This is a genomic window from Neptunomonas sp., assembly GCF_016744175.1.
Lineage (GTDB): Bacteria > Pseudomonadota > Gammaproteobacteria > Pseudomonadales > Balneatricaceae > Neptunomonas.
The window spans coordinates 47,674-62,826 of sequence record NZ_JADGEV010000001.1; the positions used below are offsets into that span (position 1 = coordinate 47,674).

Below are 15,153 nucleotides of genomic sequence, written 5' to 3' on the forward strand. Positions count from 1 at the left end.
TATGGCTATTAATAACGATCCAAATCATAACCCACAGTTTTATGCCGATATGGGGAGTTTGCAAAAACTCAAGCATCAGGCCAAAACGGATACGCCAGAAGCGTTAAAGCAAGTTGCTGAGCAGTTTGAGCAAATGTTTCTCAGCATGGTGATGAAAAGCATGCGTGATGCTAATGCATCTTTTGGTGAAGATAATCCATTTAGTAGTGGTGATGTGCGTTTTTATCAGGGCATGCTTGATAGTCAGATGACTCAGGAAATGTCACAAGGTCAGGGTATTGGGCTCGCTGACGTTTTGGCAAGGCAGTTAAGCCATCAGTTAAATGTACGCATGGATGATGCTAGTGATAAGAAGCAGCAGCCCCTTTCTGATTCAGAGCGTTTGTTAAACAATGCAATTAATCAAGGGGCAAGTGCTGCGGCTTCTACCCTTCTTGGTCAAAATGTTGTGCATGAAGCAGGGAAAACGGAGGAGCCGCCTTCAATTATTCCTGTTGCTAAGACAGTAGAGACATTGGTTGTATCAAATGCTAAGAAATTGGATAGCCGAGCAGCCTCAGTAGCAGTGCCGAGAACATTCGACTCACCGGAGGAGTTCGTTACACATTTATTCCCTCTGGCTAAAGAGGTTGCTGCAGATTTAGGGGTCGACCCTAAAGTGCTGTTGGCACAAGCGGCGCTCGAGACTGGCTGGGGTAAGCATATTATTAAGGACGCAGTCGGCGAAAGTAGTAACAACCTGTTCAATATTAAAGCAGACAAACGTTGGGATGGTGATAGAGCTCAGGTTAATACACTAGAGTATCGTGATGGTTTAGCGCAGCAAGAAAAAGCACAATTTCGTTCGTATGATTCCTTCGAGCAAAGTTTTAGAGATTATGCTGACTTTTTGAAAAATAGTCCGCGTTATCAACAAGCTTTGGAGGCAGCTGCTGATCCAAGGAAGTATCTCCAGCAACTTCAAGCCGCAGGATATGCTACAGACCCCGCTTATGCGGAAAAGATAACAGCGATTTTTGAGAATCGAATATTGGCCATGGATGTAAACACACCTAAAGAAGGTTGATGTTTGGCCGCTATATAATAGATAAATGTGAGTTCTTGGTGCTAATAAGGCTATAGGCTCAGGAGATTATTATGTCTAGTTTCAACTTACTAAATTTAGGTAACCAGGCGATTAGGACTAATCAGGCCGCATTGTCGACTGTTGGTCAAAATATATCCAATGTGAATACACCTGGGTATAGCCGCCAAATTGCTAATTTTTCAACACTACCAGACCAATCTGGGGTGGTGGTTGATTCTATAGACCGAATAACGAACCAGTTTTTAACACAGCAGTTATGGGCTGACCTGTCATCTTATAACCAGTCTTCTACTTTTTCAGAATTATCTAGCCAGCTAGATAACCTATTAGCAACCAAAACTAGCAGTGTCTCCACCGCTTTAGATAGTTATTTTAGTGCGTTGCAAAATGTTGTTGATGATCCAGTATCTACGCCTAACCGAGAGTTGTTTGTTGCTGAGTCTGATGCGTTAGTAAAGCGTTTCAATAGTTTGGATGCTCATATCCAGCGACAAAATAACACAGTAAACGAGTCGCTGGACGATCTTGCCAGTAAAGTAAATTCGCTATCAACAAATATTGCAGAATTGAATGCCAATATTCAATTACAAGTTGCATCCAATAAGCCTGCTAACGAGCTTAAGGATCAACGTGATGAGCTAACAAACCAGTTGTCTGAACTTATTGGTATTACTGTACTGGAACAGCAAAACGCCGACAGCTACAGTATTTTTGTAGGAAACGGTGAGCCACTCGTGACGGGTATATCTGCAAACCAGTTTGAAGTGGTTCCCGGAGACCCTGATATATCGCAAAGAAGTTTATCTCTGAAGATGGCTAATAGTTCAGTGGATGTAACAAACGTACTGAGCGGCGGGAAAATTGGCGGTTTATTAGAGTACCGTGAAAATGCACTTAACACTGCGCGGGATGAGCTGGGTCGGATAGCTATTGGTTTTGCAGAAAGTATGAATACAGCTCATCGTGCAGGTATTGACCTGAATAATGAGCTAGGTGGCAATCTATTTAGTGATGTGAACTCATTTGCCGCACAGGCAGATCGAATATCAGCGGGTTTTGGTAATCATTCCAATGTATTAGCAGCGAGTGTTGAAATCCAAGATACTACCAAGTTGCAAGCGAGCGATTATGAGCTGTTTTACGGTAGTGATAGTGAAATTACACTAACAAGAAATAGTGATGGCAAAAAAATAGAGATAAACCTTTTGGCAGATGCGGTAGATAATCGCTCGGTTCCATCTAACGCATTAACCTGGGGTGGAAATGTTGCGCCTTCTGTAACCCCAGCAGCCATCGTGACTCAGGTCGTTACACCTACTCTAAACGGAGTGGCCGCTCCCGGTGTTTCTGTCGATTCAGCACAAGTTATGGCGGCAACATTAAATGGGCTTGTTGGAGTGTCAGGTGTAACAGCAGAAAGTGCGATAAATCTGTCGAATATAGTGGACGGTGGAGCTGATGGTGTATCTTTTGATGTGACCGTAAATGATGCGACAGGAAATGTGCAAACGGTGACGGTTCCCTTGGCTGCGGGTGTGTTTTCAGATGGTAATATTGCCTCGGCAATCAATGCAGCACTCAGTGCTGACCCAAATGATTTTAGTCACCTTGCTGTTAGTACGCCTACCAGCGGAGGGGTTAAGATAGTAGATAGCACGGGTGGAAATATATCAGTTCGTAATAACGGTGCGGCTGGTGACAGTATTAGCATCCAAAATTACAGCTCAAATGGCAACTTAGTTGCTGGTGGCCCTGTTGCTGTTTCTCCTGGTAATACCGGTAGCGTTGTTGGGTACTTAAAAGACAACACAGCAACAGTCGACTCATCGGTGGAGTCCCTTAGCCTTTCTGCTGGAGTACTTGTTGGGGCTACAACCGTCTTAGTTGATGGGACTAATAATGTCGAATCAACACGTGGTGATACAGTGCTGGGTGTGGAGGATGTTGGCGAGGGTGAGTTTTATATGGACCCGGGCGGTAATACATTATCCTTTGCCATCGATGGCATAAAAGTATCAATAGAAACGACTAACTTTATAAAGGGTGATCGATTCTTGATTCAGCCTGTGAGAAGTGGTGCTGATAATTTATCTTTAATTGTTAAGGATGGTCGGCAATTGGCACTTGCATCCCCTGTACGTGTAACAGCCGACACAGATAATATAGGTGCGGGTAAAGCGAGTGTTCAGATACTGGATTCAATTGCATCCGCATTTGATGCTTCAGGTGATCTCAAGCCGCCGGTTGATATAGTGTTTAATAATAGTGATCCGTTAACGTACACCGCTTACGATATGACTGAGCCTTTAAACCCTATCGTTCTTGAAGTTGATAATAAGCCACTATTAAATCAAACTTATTCAGCCGGCAGTGACATCGGGTTGAAGGGTTATAACGTGGTTATAACGGATCAGCCAAAAGCAGGTGATCGATTTAGCTTTACCTTTAATAAAGATGGCGTGTCGGATAATCGCAATGCGCTTGTGCTATCGGGTCTTCAGCAAGAATCCACCTTAGATGGTGGTTCATATCAGGATTTATATGGCAGTTTGGTTGAGCGCGTTGGTACACGTACAGCAACTTCAATCATTACGGTGGATGCCAATAAAGCAGTATTGGACTCAACAGTGACAGCTAAATCGAGTGTGTCAGGTGTTAATTTAGACGAGGAAGCGGCAAAGCTTGTGCAATTTCAGCAGGCTTATCAAGCGTCTGCTCAGCTGATAAGAACATCTCAAACATTATTCGATACACTACTTAGCAGCATTTAATGAAGGAGGTTGAGCGATGAGAATTTCAACCCAGCAACAGTATTTTAGATCGATAGATCAGATGCAAAATTCGCAATCTAAATTGTCAGAGTTGCAAAACCAGATTTCTACTGGGAAGAGAATACAAACGCCTTCCGATGATCCTGTTGCTGCTGCGCAAGTAGTTAAGCTAGAACGAGAGTTGGCACAGTATGAAAAATTTGATGATAACATCAATGTGACTGAGCGACGTTTGGAGTTAGAAGAAACGATTCTGGATGATGTAAATACAGCCATCAATAGGATGCGTGAGTTAACACTAAACGCATCTAATGGAACATTGCATGACCAAGATAGGAAAACTATCGCCAATGAGCTTACGCAGATAACGAGTTATGTTGCGGGTCTTATGAATACGCAAGACTCTCAGGGCGAGTATCTTTTTTCAGGTAGTCAGGGTGGTGCTAAGCCCTACGAACTTGAAAATGGTCGATATCAGTATCAAGGAGACGATGGGCAGCGCCAGATGCAAGTTGGATCTGATCTATATATACCATCAAATGATTCTGGTACCTATTTGTTCGAAGCAGCAAGCGATAGGTTAGAAGTTGAGCTAACAGGTCAGGCTGTTGTTGATTTCAACAGTGGTGTTTCAACAGTTGAGCCCTTTGCTCGAAATGTAGCATTTTCTACAGCAGATGTTGAAAGTGCATTCAGCAAGGTCGCTAAATCAGAAGGGTGGGGTGATCTTACTATTCGAGCAACGGCTTCGCTTTCACCTGCGCCATTAGGTGAGTTTGATTATACAGTGGTGGATAGCGGTGGGCAGGTTGTCAATGATGAATTGGGTAACCCTATAGCAATTTCCGGTGATTTCTCAACAACACCCGGTGGTTTGAATATTTATGGCATGCAGGTAGAAATACATCAGCCAGCGGTTGCTGGAGATATTCGATTAACGGTTTCTACGGAAAAGAAAAACGCTCTTGATGTGGCAATGGACTTAGCAGAAGTGTTGAGCAAGCCGGTAGAGAGTCAGGCTGAGCGTGATGAGCTAAATGAAATAGTGGCAACAAGCTTAGTGCAGTTTACACAAGCGTCGGATCGAAATAATGAGGCTATCTCAACCGTAGGCTCACGATTAAGGTCTTTAGAGCAGATGAGTAGTTCTAATCTAGATTTTAAACTCTTTACCGAGTCAGCATTATCTACTCTGGTAGATGCTGATTTGGCGTCTGTTATTAGTGAGTTTAAATTAGAAGAAGCAACCTTGCAGGCAGCGCAGGCTACATTTGGGCGCGTATCCTCTTTGTCACTTTTCAATCACATTAACTAGTGACGTTTAACCTCGTATTTGTTTTTGGTGTTTAACAAAAAAGCTTATCAGGTAGACTGATAAGCTTTTGTCATTTTTTTCCCCTGGTTGGTCTGCTGTCTCTCTTGGCTTAAAGAGCGCATATGCTCAGTAATGAGCGGTAGTATCTGAGCGTCTATCTGTTGAATACTTGATATCAACTTCTCAATCTGTAACGAAGCTTCTTCGTTTGTCGGCGTGGGGAGCTGTTGCGTACTAAGCATGAGCTTTTCTCTGCTTTCTTGAAGGTCTACTACTTGATCCCAATCCTTATCTGTTACAGCTTTTTGTATTTTATTTGTTAAATCAAATGCTTGCTCGATATTTATTAGCATGTGACGTGCCTCGAAATAATTGCTCATGTTTTTGCTAAAGCACACACAATATGTGCCGATATATAAAGTAACCAAGGCAGGAAGCTGCCACAGAAGAAACTAGAAATAAAGACTAAAGCAAAGAAATAATTGGTCGATAACTAAAAGTATACCCGGTAGAGATGCCATTTAAAGACAAGATTTTTAAAAAGCATTCCTCGGTAACGAACACAAAACAGCCAGTCAAATCTGGTTGATAGGAGAAAGTCTCATGGCTATGGTAATTAACTCAAACATTATGTCACTTAACGCTCAGCGTAACTTGACAATGTCTCAGAACGACCTGAACACTTCTATGGAACGTTTAGCCAGTGGTAAGCGTATCAACTCCGCTGCTGACGATGCCGCAGGTCTGTCTATCTCAAACCGTATGACTTCTCAGGTAAATGGTCTTAACCAGGCGATTCGTAATGCGAACGACGGTTCATCATTGATTCAAACAGCTGAGGGTGCGCTGGATGAGTCTACTAACATCTTGCAGCGTATGCGTGAACTGTCAATTCAGTCTGCCAACGGCACGTACGATTCTGGTAACCGAGGCACGTTGGATGCAGAGGTTAAACAGCTAGTATCTGAGCTGGATAGAATCTCTGAAACAACATCATTTAACGGCTTGAATATTCTTGATGGGTCGTTAGGTAAAGTGGATCTACAGGTTGGTTCTGAAGCCAATCAAACAATTGAACTTAAAATTGATAAAATGGATTCTAAGTCACTTGGTTTAGGCTCTACGAGTGTTGACTTGTTAGGTGCGGCATCAAGTGTTGCAACTTTAACAGGTGCTCTTGCTCTCGGTCACAATGATGTAATGGTTAACGGTCAATCCATTATGGCTGTTGGTGAAACCTTTGATGGTAACACCGAAGATATGGATCAGCTGATTAACAAAATTAATGAAAACGTTACAGGCGTAACTGCTTCTACACATGCTAACTCGACTGCAGCGACTGTTGGTTCGGGTGTGTTGGGTGCAGGTGATGAAGTTACTGTTACATTAACAAAACTAGATGGTACAACATCTGCTGTTACCGTAACGGATACAGAAAGCTTAGAAGAGCTAGCTGCTAAATTGACAGATGAATCTGGTGGTGAGCTGTCTGCAACTATTAATGATGATGGTAAGTTAACTATCAGCGCTGAAAATGTTGCTACTATCACTACTACAGGTGCGGGTGGTGGTGTGGCCGCAGCAGGTACTCCGGCAACAGCGCAAGCATCACTTGCTCTGGCATCAGATAATGGCGATCCAATCCGAGTTGAACGTGGTGCAAATGGTACCTTAAATGATTTGGAAAACCTGGGCTTCAGAGAAAATGATGCGGGTGGAGAAATTGAAGGGTCTGCTGTTGGTGCTGGTGCTTTTGCGATTGGCGATTTAACAATCAATAATGTTGAAGTCGGTATTAGTGATTCTGCTGGCTTACAAGACAAAATTGATGCAATTAATAAAGTTAGCTCTGAATCAGGTGTTACAGCAAGTGCTTTCTCATCAGCTGCACTAGATTTCTCAGGAGTTGATTTGGCTGATATCGCTGCTGCCAATGAGATTGACGTTAACGGTGTGTCGCTTGATTTTGTCGGTGATGCGAGCCTTGCCGATGTGGCTGCTACTTTCAATGCTAGCAGTGATGACACAGGCTTATCAGCAACAGTTCTTGGGTCAAGAATCGTTTTAGAAGGCAACACTTCGCAGATATCTTTCCGTAACACTGTTACAACTACGGATGATGTGGCTGCATGGGAAACAGCAGGCGTTGAGCTTACTTCTGGCAGTGCTGATACTGTTACAGCTCTAACCGCAGCTACAAACATTGATGGCGGTATTAAACTAGAGAGCGAGTCGGGTAATCCAATTAGTGTGTTGCATGCTGATGCTGGTGCTGAAACAGCATCTGGTTTGACTGACTCGAATGCGACTGCAGAAGGTTCATTCGGTGCATCTATATCTCAGTTGGATATTTCAACTGCAGCTGGGGCTCAAAAAGCCATCGGCATCATTGATAATGCATTGGAAACAATCAACTCAACCCGTGGTGACTTGGGTGCGATTAGTAACCGTCTTGACTTTACAGTGAGCAACTTGTCTAACGTATCTGAGAACGTATCATCTGCTCGGTCACGTATCATGGATGCTGACTTTGCAGCTGAATCTGCAAACTTGAGTCGTGCTCAGGTACTACAGCAAGCAGGTAGTGCGATGTTGGCTCAGGCTAATGCTGCTCCTCAGCAAGTATTGTCATTGCTACAGTAATAGGCATTAAAGGTTAGCTTTCAGCCTATTAAAATCCCTCACCACCTTTGGTGGGGGATTGCTGTTTAAAAAGGGTTGATTTAAAAAGTGGTATAGTGAGCTGGTGAGTGCACTAGTTCAGGAGGTGGAAAATGTCAGTTGAATCAGTTAACGCCAGTAATGTTGCGGCTTCTACTGTACAGGCAGCGGCATCACAACAAACGAGTAGTGTTCAATCAGGCAATGTAAATGCCCAGGCAGAACAGGTTGATAGTATTCAGCCATCACAAAAAATGAATGCTGAAGAAGTTCAAGCTGTACTGGATAAAATGAATGCCTTTATGCAGGATGGCCAGCGAAACCTTAGTTTCAGTATTGATAAAGATACTGATGATATGGTGGTAAAAGTGATGGATACAGAGACGCAGGAAGTTATTCGTCAGTTCCCATCAGAAGAGACCCTCAAGTTAGCTAAGCATATTGAAGGGATGTTGGGTTTAATATTGAATGATCGAGCTTAATTAGATGTAAACTTGTTCTTATTTAATAGCATATGAAAAATGTCATAAAAGTAGTTTTGAATAAGTTTTACACCAACGCTGGGTGATAAAGTAAAAAGGAGAAGGTTATGGATACCAATATCGTTTCCGCACTGGGGGGTGGTTCAGGTATCGATACCACAAATCTTGTTAAGCAGTTGGTTGAGGTAGAAAAAGCGCCTCAGCAATCGCGCTTAGATTCAAAAAAAGAAAAGCTAGATGCTCAAATTTCAGCGTATGGGACTTTAAAAAGTAGCCTTGCTGAATTTCAGAAAATGCTAGAACCGCTCTCCGATAATGATACCTTTAATGCCCGTTCTGTATCTTTCCCCGAAACTGACGTAATTACCCCGGCTGCATTGGATGCTGATGCGCTAACCGGTTCATATCAAATTGAAGTTATTGATGTAGCTCAAGCTCAAGCCTTGGCAGTGAATACCGCTGTAGAAGATAAAGATGCCAGTATTAATTTATCGGGTGCACTTACCATTAGTTTGGGTGAATGGACATACGATGGTGTCGATAATGATAACCCTGTTTCATTTGCAGAGAACGAAACCCAAACAGCTATTACCCTCGACATCACCACTGATGATTCATTACAGGACATAGCCGATAAAATTAATGCGGCTGATTCAGAGGTGCAAGCTTCAGTACTGTTGGTAGATGGGAATTTTCAGTTAATGATTGCCGCTCCTTCTGGTGAGGATAATGCACTAAGAATTTCTGCTGATGATACCGATCTTAATAACATGTTTGCTTTTAATGAAACATTACATGCCAATGTGACAGAAACGCAGCAAGGTAATAATGCAGAGCTGAAAGTGAACGGCCTAACCGTTTTTCGTGAAAGTAATGAAGTAAAAGATGTTATCCAAGGACTTGAGTTTACGATTAATAAAGCAAGCCCTGGTGATAAATTTACTTTTTCGATTTCAGAAGATAAAAATACAGCCGAACAAGCTATCCGCGGATTTGTAGAGGCATACAATACCTTTTACGAAACGGCAAAGTCGCTTACCGGCATTAGCAAAGATGCAGAAACTAATCAAACTACGCGTGGTGATTTGGCAACAGATGGCTCTGCTAAGACATTACTGAACAGTATTCGAGGCCTGATTTCTTCTACAGTGCCTGGCGTAAGTGAGTTTAATGCGTTAACTAATGTGGGTATTCGTACTCAGTTAGATGGCACATTAGAAATAATAGATAAAGAATTTAACGCAGCCATTGCTGATAACTTTGATAAAGTCGCATCGATTTTCGCACCACAAACATCTTCTACTAGTAGTTATGTTGATGTGAGCGTCGGTAGCTATGCTTCGAAAACTGTGTCTGGAACCTACACGGGATCTATTGCTGCTGCGCCTAGTAAAGGGTCTGTAGTGGGAGCTGTGCCTGTACTGCCTATAGATACAGTCGCCTCTCCTGGAGACTATACATTTTCAGTAACAGTTGATGGTATTACATCTAGCGAGCTTACATTGTCAGGTAGTTTTGCCACGGCTGATGATCTTCGTACTGAATTGCAATCGCTTATTAATAACGATGCAACACTAAAAGAAGCAAACACTTTCGTTGATGTCGTGATTGAAACCGGTGGTGAATTCAAACTGGCCTCACGGGAGTTTGGTAGTGCATCAGAAGTAGATATAGAGACATCGGGTGCAGAGTTTGCTGCTTCAACAGGACTTTCTACGCTATCTGTTTCTTCTAATGGCGCCGATGCAACAGGTAACATTAATGGAGAAGCCGCTTTTGGATCAGGGAATGTACTGTTACCGAAAATTGATACAGATCCTTATGGTTTAAATCTGACAGTAAGGGCTGGTGCTCCCATAGGTGACTTCAGTTTTACCTTTTCCAAAGGTTTTGCTGGTGAGATGGCTGCATTATTTGATAGCTTTTTATCTAAGACGGGTGTGATTCAAACCCGCGAAGATAGCATCAATAGTCAGTTAAAGGGTATTACTGAAGATCAAACGAACTTGGATCGAAGAATGACGATCTATCAAGATCGTTTAACTCAGCAGTATCTTGCAATGGAAAAAGTAATAACGAGTTTGAAAACCACGGGTGACACATTTACAGGGCTTGTAGATCGTTTGCCATTTACTGCTAAAAAATAAAATTAATTTATAGAAGCTATATAACAATATTATATTGGTTACGCTTTGGAGAATGTGAAAATGAGTGTCAACATGAATGCCCTGAAACAGTATCAAAGCGTAGATTTGCGAGCTGCAGTAGAGACAGCTTCTCCTAAAGAGCTTATCTCTATGTTAGTAGATGGTGCATTGACGGCTATGGCGAAAGCAATGGGCGCTATTGAACGCAGCGATATTAGCATGCGTACTGAGCAGTTAAATAAAGCCAATGATATTATATTAGGCTTAAAAGATTTTTTAGATCATGAGAAAGGCGGTGAAATAGCCGGTAATTTAGATGCATTGTATGATTATATGGTACGTTCTCTCATGCAGGCTAATCGTAATAATGACGAAGCTAAGGTTCAGGAAGTGATGAGCCTGATGTTGCAAATTAAATCAGGGTGGAACGCTATGGAAGTACCTTCATAAAAAATGGAGGTTTAGAAAGCATTTTTATTTTAGTATAAAAATGCTTTAGTCTGGTATCTCATCACGGCCATATTTATCCCCCTATCTATTCTGCACCCACCTCCATCTAAAACGTTAAATTTCTTCTTATAGCCAAAATTCTGACATGAGCTATTTAAACGTAGCTACTTCCTTGTTTATTTTGTTTCTTCTGCTAAGCTGTCAAAAAAATGACATATTATTAGTGCTCTATGAACTTACCCTCTAAAATGAATGTGTTGTTGGTTGATGATGATGATCAGCGCCGGCAATCTGTCAGTACTATCTTTAATTTTCTTGGCGTTGCTCATCAAATGATGACCTTTGTTGAGTGGTTTCAGAAAAATCAAGTGAGCCCTGATCTCAATGTCGCATTTATTGGGCGATGCTTGCTGCCTGTTTCGCTTGAGAAATTGATAGCTTCATTTCGTTCGAAAGGTACCCAGACATCGTTGTGCCTTTTGGAGCGTTGGGATGATGTTGAGCAGCTAACTGAACGTTCGAAAGTACAATTGTTACGTGTTTTAGATGGTCCGTTAACGGAACATGTTCTCACCGATTTACTACATGAAGCACAAGTATTAAAGGGGGAGGATGACGAAGAGCTTGATCAGTCTCTATTTCCACAGTTAATAGGCCAAAGTCACTCCATGAAAGGGCTGAAGCAGTCTATGATGCGAGTTGTTGATCGTGACGTAAACGTGATGATTACAGGCGAATCAGGAACAGGGAAAGAGTTAATTGCGCGTAGCTTGCATGATTACTCAAAAAGAAAAAAAGGGCCTTTTGTTCCAGTAAACTGTGGTGCGATAGCTGCTGAATTATTGGAAAGTGAACTTTTTGGTCATGAAAAAGGAGCGTACACAGGCGCCATTAGCGCACGTGCTGGCCGGTTTGAAATGGCAGACGGTGGCACCTTGTTTCTAGATGAAATTGGCGATATGCCTCTGGCTATGCAAGTGAAGCTACTACGTGTTTTGCAAGAGCGCTGTTTTGAGCGAGTTGGAGGAAGTAAAACAATTGACGTTGATGTTCGAATAATAGCAGCGACGCATAAAAACCTTGAAGATATGATAATTACAGGTGATTTTCGTGAAGATCTGTATTACCGGTTAAATGTTTATCCAATTGAAACACCTCCACTTCGTGAAAGAAAAGATGATGTCGTTATGTTGTTGCATACATTATCTAAGCGCGCAGAAAAACAAGGGTTAGGTCGTTTGCGTTTTCATTCATCGGCTCTTGAGTCATTACAAAGGCACCCATGGCCGGGAAATGTACGCGAGCTTTCTAACTTGATTGAACGGCTTGCCATTATGCATCCTGATGGTGTTGTTGGTGTGTCTGAGTTACCGGCTAAATGCCGTCATGTTGCTGAACCTGAACCTACCCGATATCAAGCACAGAACTCCTTAGCTCTGGCGGGTAAAGAAAAGCACGATAGCTTTGTGACAACAGATAAACCGGCCCTTCTAGACGAATCGCCAGTATTTGCAGTAAGTGCTCCACTGTTACATGTTCCTTCAGACGGGCTCGACCTTAAACAGTATATGGAGTCAATCGAGAAATCTTTGATTACTGATGCGTTAGATAAGACCGGTTTTGTCGTTGCGCGTGCTGCTGCTTTGTTGATGATCAGGCGAACGACCTTGGTTGAAAAAATGCGAAAGTTTGGTATTCAGCGAGTATCAGATAAATGAGTGAAATTGATGATTTAAAGCAAGAGTTGGAAAGTACTAAGCAAGAGTTGGAAAGCATAAAGCGTGTCCGAGATCGTGAAATGGCGCATGGTGACTTACTTGCTGTGCGTATGCGTCAATTACTTGACCTATTACCCGCTGGTGTCATCTTAATTGATAATCAAGGGTTGGTTTCGGATTGTAACCCTGCAGCAGAAGACCTATTAGGTAAGCCTCTTTTGGGGGAGGTTTGGATGCAGATTATCCAGCGCAGTTTCGCTCCCAGAAGTGATGATGGTCATGAGATCTCACTGAAAGATGGGCGACGGGTTAGCCTCCTTACCAGAGCCATGAAAGATGAGCCGGGTCAGTTGGTTCTACTCACAGATCAAACAGGAACACGATTATTGCAATCGAGGTTGTCTCAGTATCAGAGGCTTTCGGAAATGGGGCGAATGATGGCGTCTTTGGCTCACCAGATCAGAACGCCGCTTTCTGCTGCATTGCTTTATTCTAGTCATCTCGGTGCTGAAAACATTACAGATAAGCAGCGGGTTAAGTTTGCGTCGAAAGTTAAGTCGCGATTATTGCATCTAGAACATCAGGTGCAAGACATGCTCCTGTTCGCTCGGGGAGAAACAAAACTGGACAATCAAATTTCAACAGAAGAATTATTTCTGTTGATTGATGATGTATTGGATGTGCCGTTGGCGCAATACGATGCTGATTGCGAATTATCGAACAACGCCAAGGGCTACAGGCTGCAATGCAATCAAGAAACACTAATCGGTGCTATTCTGAACTTAGTGAATAATGCGTTGCAAGCGGCGGATAATTTACATCCTTTGCTAATAGAAGCGCGTGTCGAAGAACAAAATATACTAATCAGTGTGATTGATAGAGGTCCGGGGATGGACTCAGAGACGATAGCTCAAGCATTAGAGCCTTTTTATACTACGAAGTCTCATGGGACAGGTCTTGGGCTGGCTGTTGCTCAGGTGGTCGCGAAGGCGCATCACGGGCATTTCAATTTACTATCTCAGGAAGGTCAGGGCACAGTGGCGCAGTTTTGTTTGCCATTTATTAGCCAGAATGTGTAACTCATTTTTTATATGCTACTGAAATAGGCATAACAGGAAGAACAGATGTCGTTAACGGTATTGGTTGTCGAGGATGACTTTGATTTGAGGGAGGCTCTGGTTGATACGCTTGAGCTTGCAGGTATAAGTGCCATTGAAGCAGAAGATGGAGAATCGGCTATTCTCCGTTTGAAAAGTAATAGGATTGATATGGTGGTCTCCGATGTCAATATGCCGGGAATTGATGGTCATGCTTTATTGGAATATGTGAAGCAAAATCTACCAGGAACTCCTGTCTTATTAATGACTGCTTTTGGGCAGGTAGACAAAGCTGTTGATGCCATTCGTAAAGGAGCCGTGGATTATTTATTAAAGCCATTCGAACCCGATGCGTTGATTAACACTATTAATCAGTATGCCAACGGTGTATCTAATGAGATATCTGAGCCCGTGGCTGAAGAAGTAAGCAGTCAACAGCTGCTGCAGTTAGCTAGACGCGTTGCTGATACCGCTTCTACTGTGCTTATTACAGGTGAGTCTGGAACTGGGAAAGAGGTTTTGGCACGGTATATCCATGAGCATTCAGGACGATCAGATAAGCCTTTTATTGCCATTAATTGTGCAGCCATTCCTGAAAATATGCTGGAAGCTATGTTGTTTGGTCATGAGAAAGGCGCATTTACCGGGGCTGTTGCAAGTCAAGCGGGTAAGTTTGAGCAAGCAAATGGCGGTACTTTATTGCTGGATGAAATTACAGAAATGGAGTTGGGTTTGCAGGCTAAATTGCTCAGAGTGTTACAAGAACAAGAAGTAGAAAGGGTAGGCGGAAGAGCGGTTATTAAGCTAGATGTCCGTGTGCTTGCAACGACGAATCGCCAGTTAGAGTCAGCTGTCGCTGACGGTAAATTTCGAGAAGATTTATACTATCGCCTTAATGTGTTTCCTTTACAGTGGTTGCCACTGCGTGATCGTAGAGCTGATATTGTCCCTTTAGCGAAAGGTTTATTTGATAAGCATTGCCATAAGATGAAGCGAGAGCCGGTGCGTTTGAGTGGAGAAACTGAAATAGCATTATCGCAACATTCTTGGCCGGGGAATGTCCGCGAGTTGGAAAATGTTGTGCAGCGAGCACTTATTTTACAAACTGGCAATGTTATAACGCCTTCAGACCTTCATATGCTAACGGGCGCAATTTCTTTACAAGAAACTTCTTCGGTGATTAATACACTTGATGCTCACCCAGTAGAAGAGGATGAGGCTGGGAAATTAGGCAGTGATTTACGTCAACATGAATTTCAATTGATCATTGATGCATTGAAAACCTCTGGGGGCAGTCGAAAAGAAGCAGCCGAGCGATTAGCGATTAGTCCAAGGACGTTGCGTTACAAGTTGGCTAAGATTCGTGAATCTGGTTTGGATCTGGATAAGTTGTTAGCAAAATGACTAACATGTCATGAATGAAAT

11 protein-coding genes are annotated in these 15,153 nt (G+C 42.7%); 10 read left to right on the forward strand and 1 reads right to left on the reverse strand.

What is annotated here, in order from left to right; all coding sequences use genetic code 11:
- Position 1: 1 nt before the first annotated feature.
- The 3 genes from flgJ (at position 2) to flgL (ending at position 5,173) form a co-directional block, all read left to right on the forward strand.
- The gene (flgJ, locus tag QZZ55_RS00240; protein ID WP_293264072.1) at positions 2-1,066 is read left to right on the forward strand and encodes a flagellar assembly peptidoglycan hydrolase FlgJ; all 1,065 of its coding nucleotides are present in this window, start codon (positions 2-4) and stop codon (positions 1,064-1,066) included.
- 71 nt (positions 1,067-1,137) lie between these two features.
- Positions 1,138-3,858 carry a flagellar hook-associated protein FlgK gene (flgK, locus tag QZZ55_RS00245; RefSeq protein ID WP_293264074.1) on the forward strand — a complete coding sequence of 907 codons (2,721 nt, stop codon included), beginning with the start codon at positions 1,138-1,140 and terminating at the stop codon, positions 3,856-3,858.
- A 16-nt stretch (positions 3,859-3,874) separates the two neighbouring features.
- Positions 3,875-5,173 (forward strand): flagellar hook-associated protein FlgL, encoded by a 1,299-nt coding sequence (gene flgL, locus QZZ55_RS00250; RefSeq protein ID WP_293264076.1) that lies wholly within the window; start codon positions 3,875-3,877, stop codon positions 5,171-5,173.
- A gap of 47 nt (positions 5,174-5,220) precedes the next feature.
- Here flgL and QZZ55_RS00255 read toward each other — a convergent pair whose 3' ends face one another.
- The gene (locus QZZ55_RS00255; protein ID WP_293264078.1) at positions 5,221-5,526 is read right to left on the reverse strand and encodes a flagellar protein FliT; all 306 of its coding nucleotides are present in this window, start codon (positions 5,524-5,526) and stop codon (positions 5,221-5,223) included.
- Positions 5,527-5,776: 250 nt separating this feature from the next.
- On the opposite strand from QZZ55_RS00255, the gene QZZ55_RS00260 reads away from it, so the two are divergent.
- The 7 genes from QZZ55_RS00260 to QZZ55_RS00290 all read left to right on the forward strand — a co-directional run bounded on the left by QZZ55_RS00260 (position 5,777) and on the right by QZZ55_RS00290 (position 15,132).
- Entirely contained in the window at positions 5,777-7,816 is a 2,040-nt protein-coding gene (locus QZZ55_RS00260; protein ID WP_293264080.1) for a flagellin, read from the forward strand.
- Positions 7,817-7,947: 131 nt separating this feature from the next.
- Positions 7,948-8,316, forward strand: coding sequence for a flagellar protein FlaG (locus QZZ55_RS00265; RefSeq protein ID WP_293264082.1), 369 nt, complete (start codon positions 7,948-7,950; stop codon positions 8,314-8,316).
- Positions 8,317-8,423: 107 nt separating this feature from the next.
- Positions 8,424-10,463, forward strand: coding sequence for a flagellar filament capping protein FliD (gene fliD, locus QZZ55_RS00270; RefSeq protein WP_293264084.1), 2,040 nt, complete (start codon positions 8,424-8,426; stop codon positions 10,461-10,463).
- Between the two features lie 72 nt (positions 10,464-10,535).
- Complete coding sequence (gene fliS, locus QZZ55_RS00275; protein WP_293264086.1) at positions 10,536-10,913, forward strand: flagellar export chaperone FliS; 378 nt, start codon at positions 10,536-10,538, stop codon at positions 10,911-10,913.
- 230 nt (positions 10,914-11,143) lie between these two features.
- Complete coding sequence (locus tag QZZ55_RS00280) at positions 11,144-12,631, forward strand: sigma-54 dependent transcriptional regulator (RefSeq protein WP_293264088.1); 1,488 nt, start codon at positions 11,144-11,146, stop codon at positions 12,629-12,631.
- Complete coding sequence (locus tag QZZ55_RS00285) at positions 12,628-13,710, forward strand: ATP-binding protein (RefSeq protein ID WP_293264090.1); 1,083 nt, start codon at positions 12,628-12,630, stop codon at positions 13,708-13,710. Before QZZ55_RS00280 ends, QZZ55_RS00285 begins: the two co-directional genes overlap by 4 nt.
- A 45-nt stretch (positions 13,711-13,755) precedes the next feature.
- Positions 13,756-15,132, forward strand: coding sequence for a sigma-54 dependent transcriptional regulator (locus QZZ55_RS00290; RefSeq protein ID WP_293264092.1), 1,377 nt, complete (start codon positions 13,756-13,758; stop codon positions 15,130-15,132).
- Positions 15,133-15,153 lie beyond the last annotated feature (21 nt).

What these genes read in the sequence shown, in the direction of transcription:
- flgJ (WP_293264072.1), top strand. Translation starts at nt 2, where the DNA reads ATGGCTATTAATAACGATCCAAATCATAACCCACAGTTTTATGCCGAT.
- flgK (WP_293264074.1), top strand. Translation starts at nt 1,138, where the DNA reads ATGTCTAGTTTCAACTTACTAAATTTAGGTAACCAGGCGATTAGGACT.
- flgL (WP_293264076.1), top strand. Translation starts at nt 3,875, where the DNA reads ATGAGAATTTCAACCCAGCAACAGTATTTTAGATCGATAGATCAGATG.
- QZZ55_RS00255 (WP_293264078.1), bottom strand. Translation starts at nt 5,526, where the DNA reads ATGCTAATAAATATCGAGCAAGCATTTGATTTAACAAATAAAATACAA.
- QZZ55_RS00260 (WP_293264080.1), top strand. Translation starts at nt 5,777, where the DNA reads ATGGCTATGGTAATTAACTCAAACATTATGTCACTTAACGCTCAGCGT.
- QZZ55_RS00265 (WP_293264082.1), top strand. Translation starts at nt 7,948, where the DNA reads ATGTCAGTTGAATCAGTTAACGCCAGTAATGTTGCGGCTTCTACTGTA.
- fliD (WP_293264084.1), top strand. Translation starts at nt 8,424, where the DNA reads ATGGATACCAATATCGTTTCCGCACTGGGGGGTGGTTCAGGTATCGAT.
- fliS (WP_293264086.1), top strand. Translation starts at nt 10,536, where the DNA reads ATGAATGCCCTGAAACAGTATCAAAGCGTAGATTTGCGAGCTGCAGTA.
- QZZ55_RS00280 (WP_293264088.1), top strand. Translation starts at nt 11,144, where the DNA reads ATGAACTTACCCTCTAAAATGAATGTGTTGTTGGTTGATGATGATGAT.
- QZZ55_RS00285 (WP_293264090.1), top strand. Translation starts at nt 12,628, where the DNA reads ATGAGTGAAATTGATGATTTAAAGCAAGAGTTGGAAAGTACTAAGCAA.
- QZZ55_RS00290 (WP_293264092.1), top strand. Translation starts at nt 13,756, where the DNA reads ATGTCGTTAACGGTATTGGTTGTCGAGGATGACTTTGATTTGAGGGAG.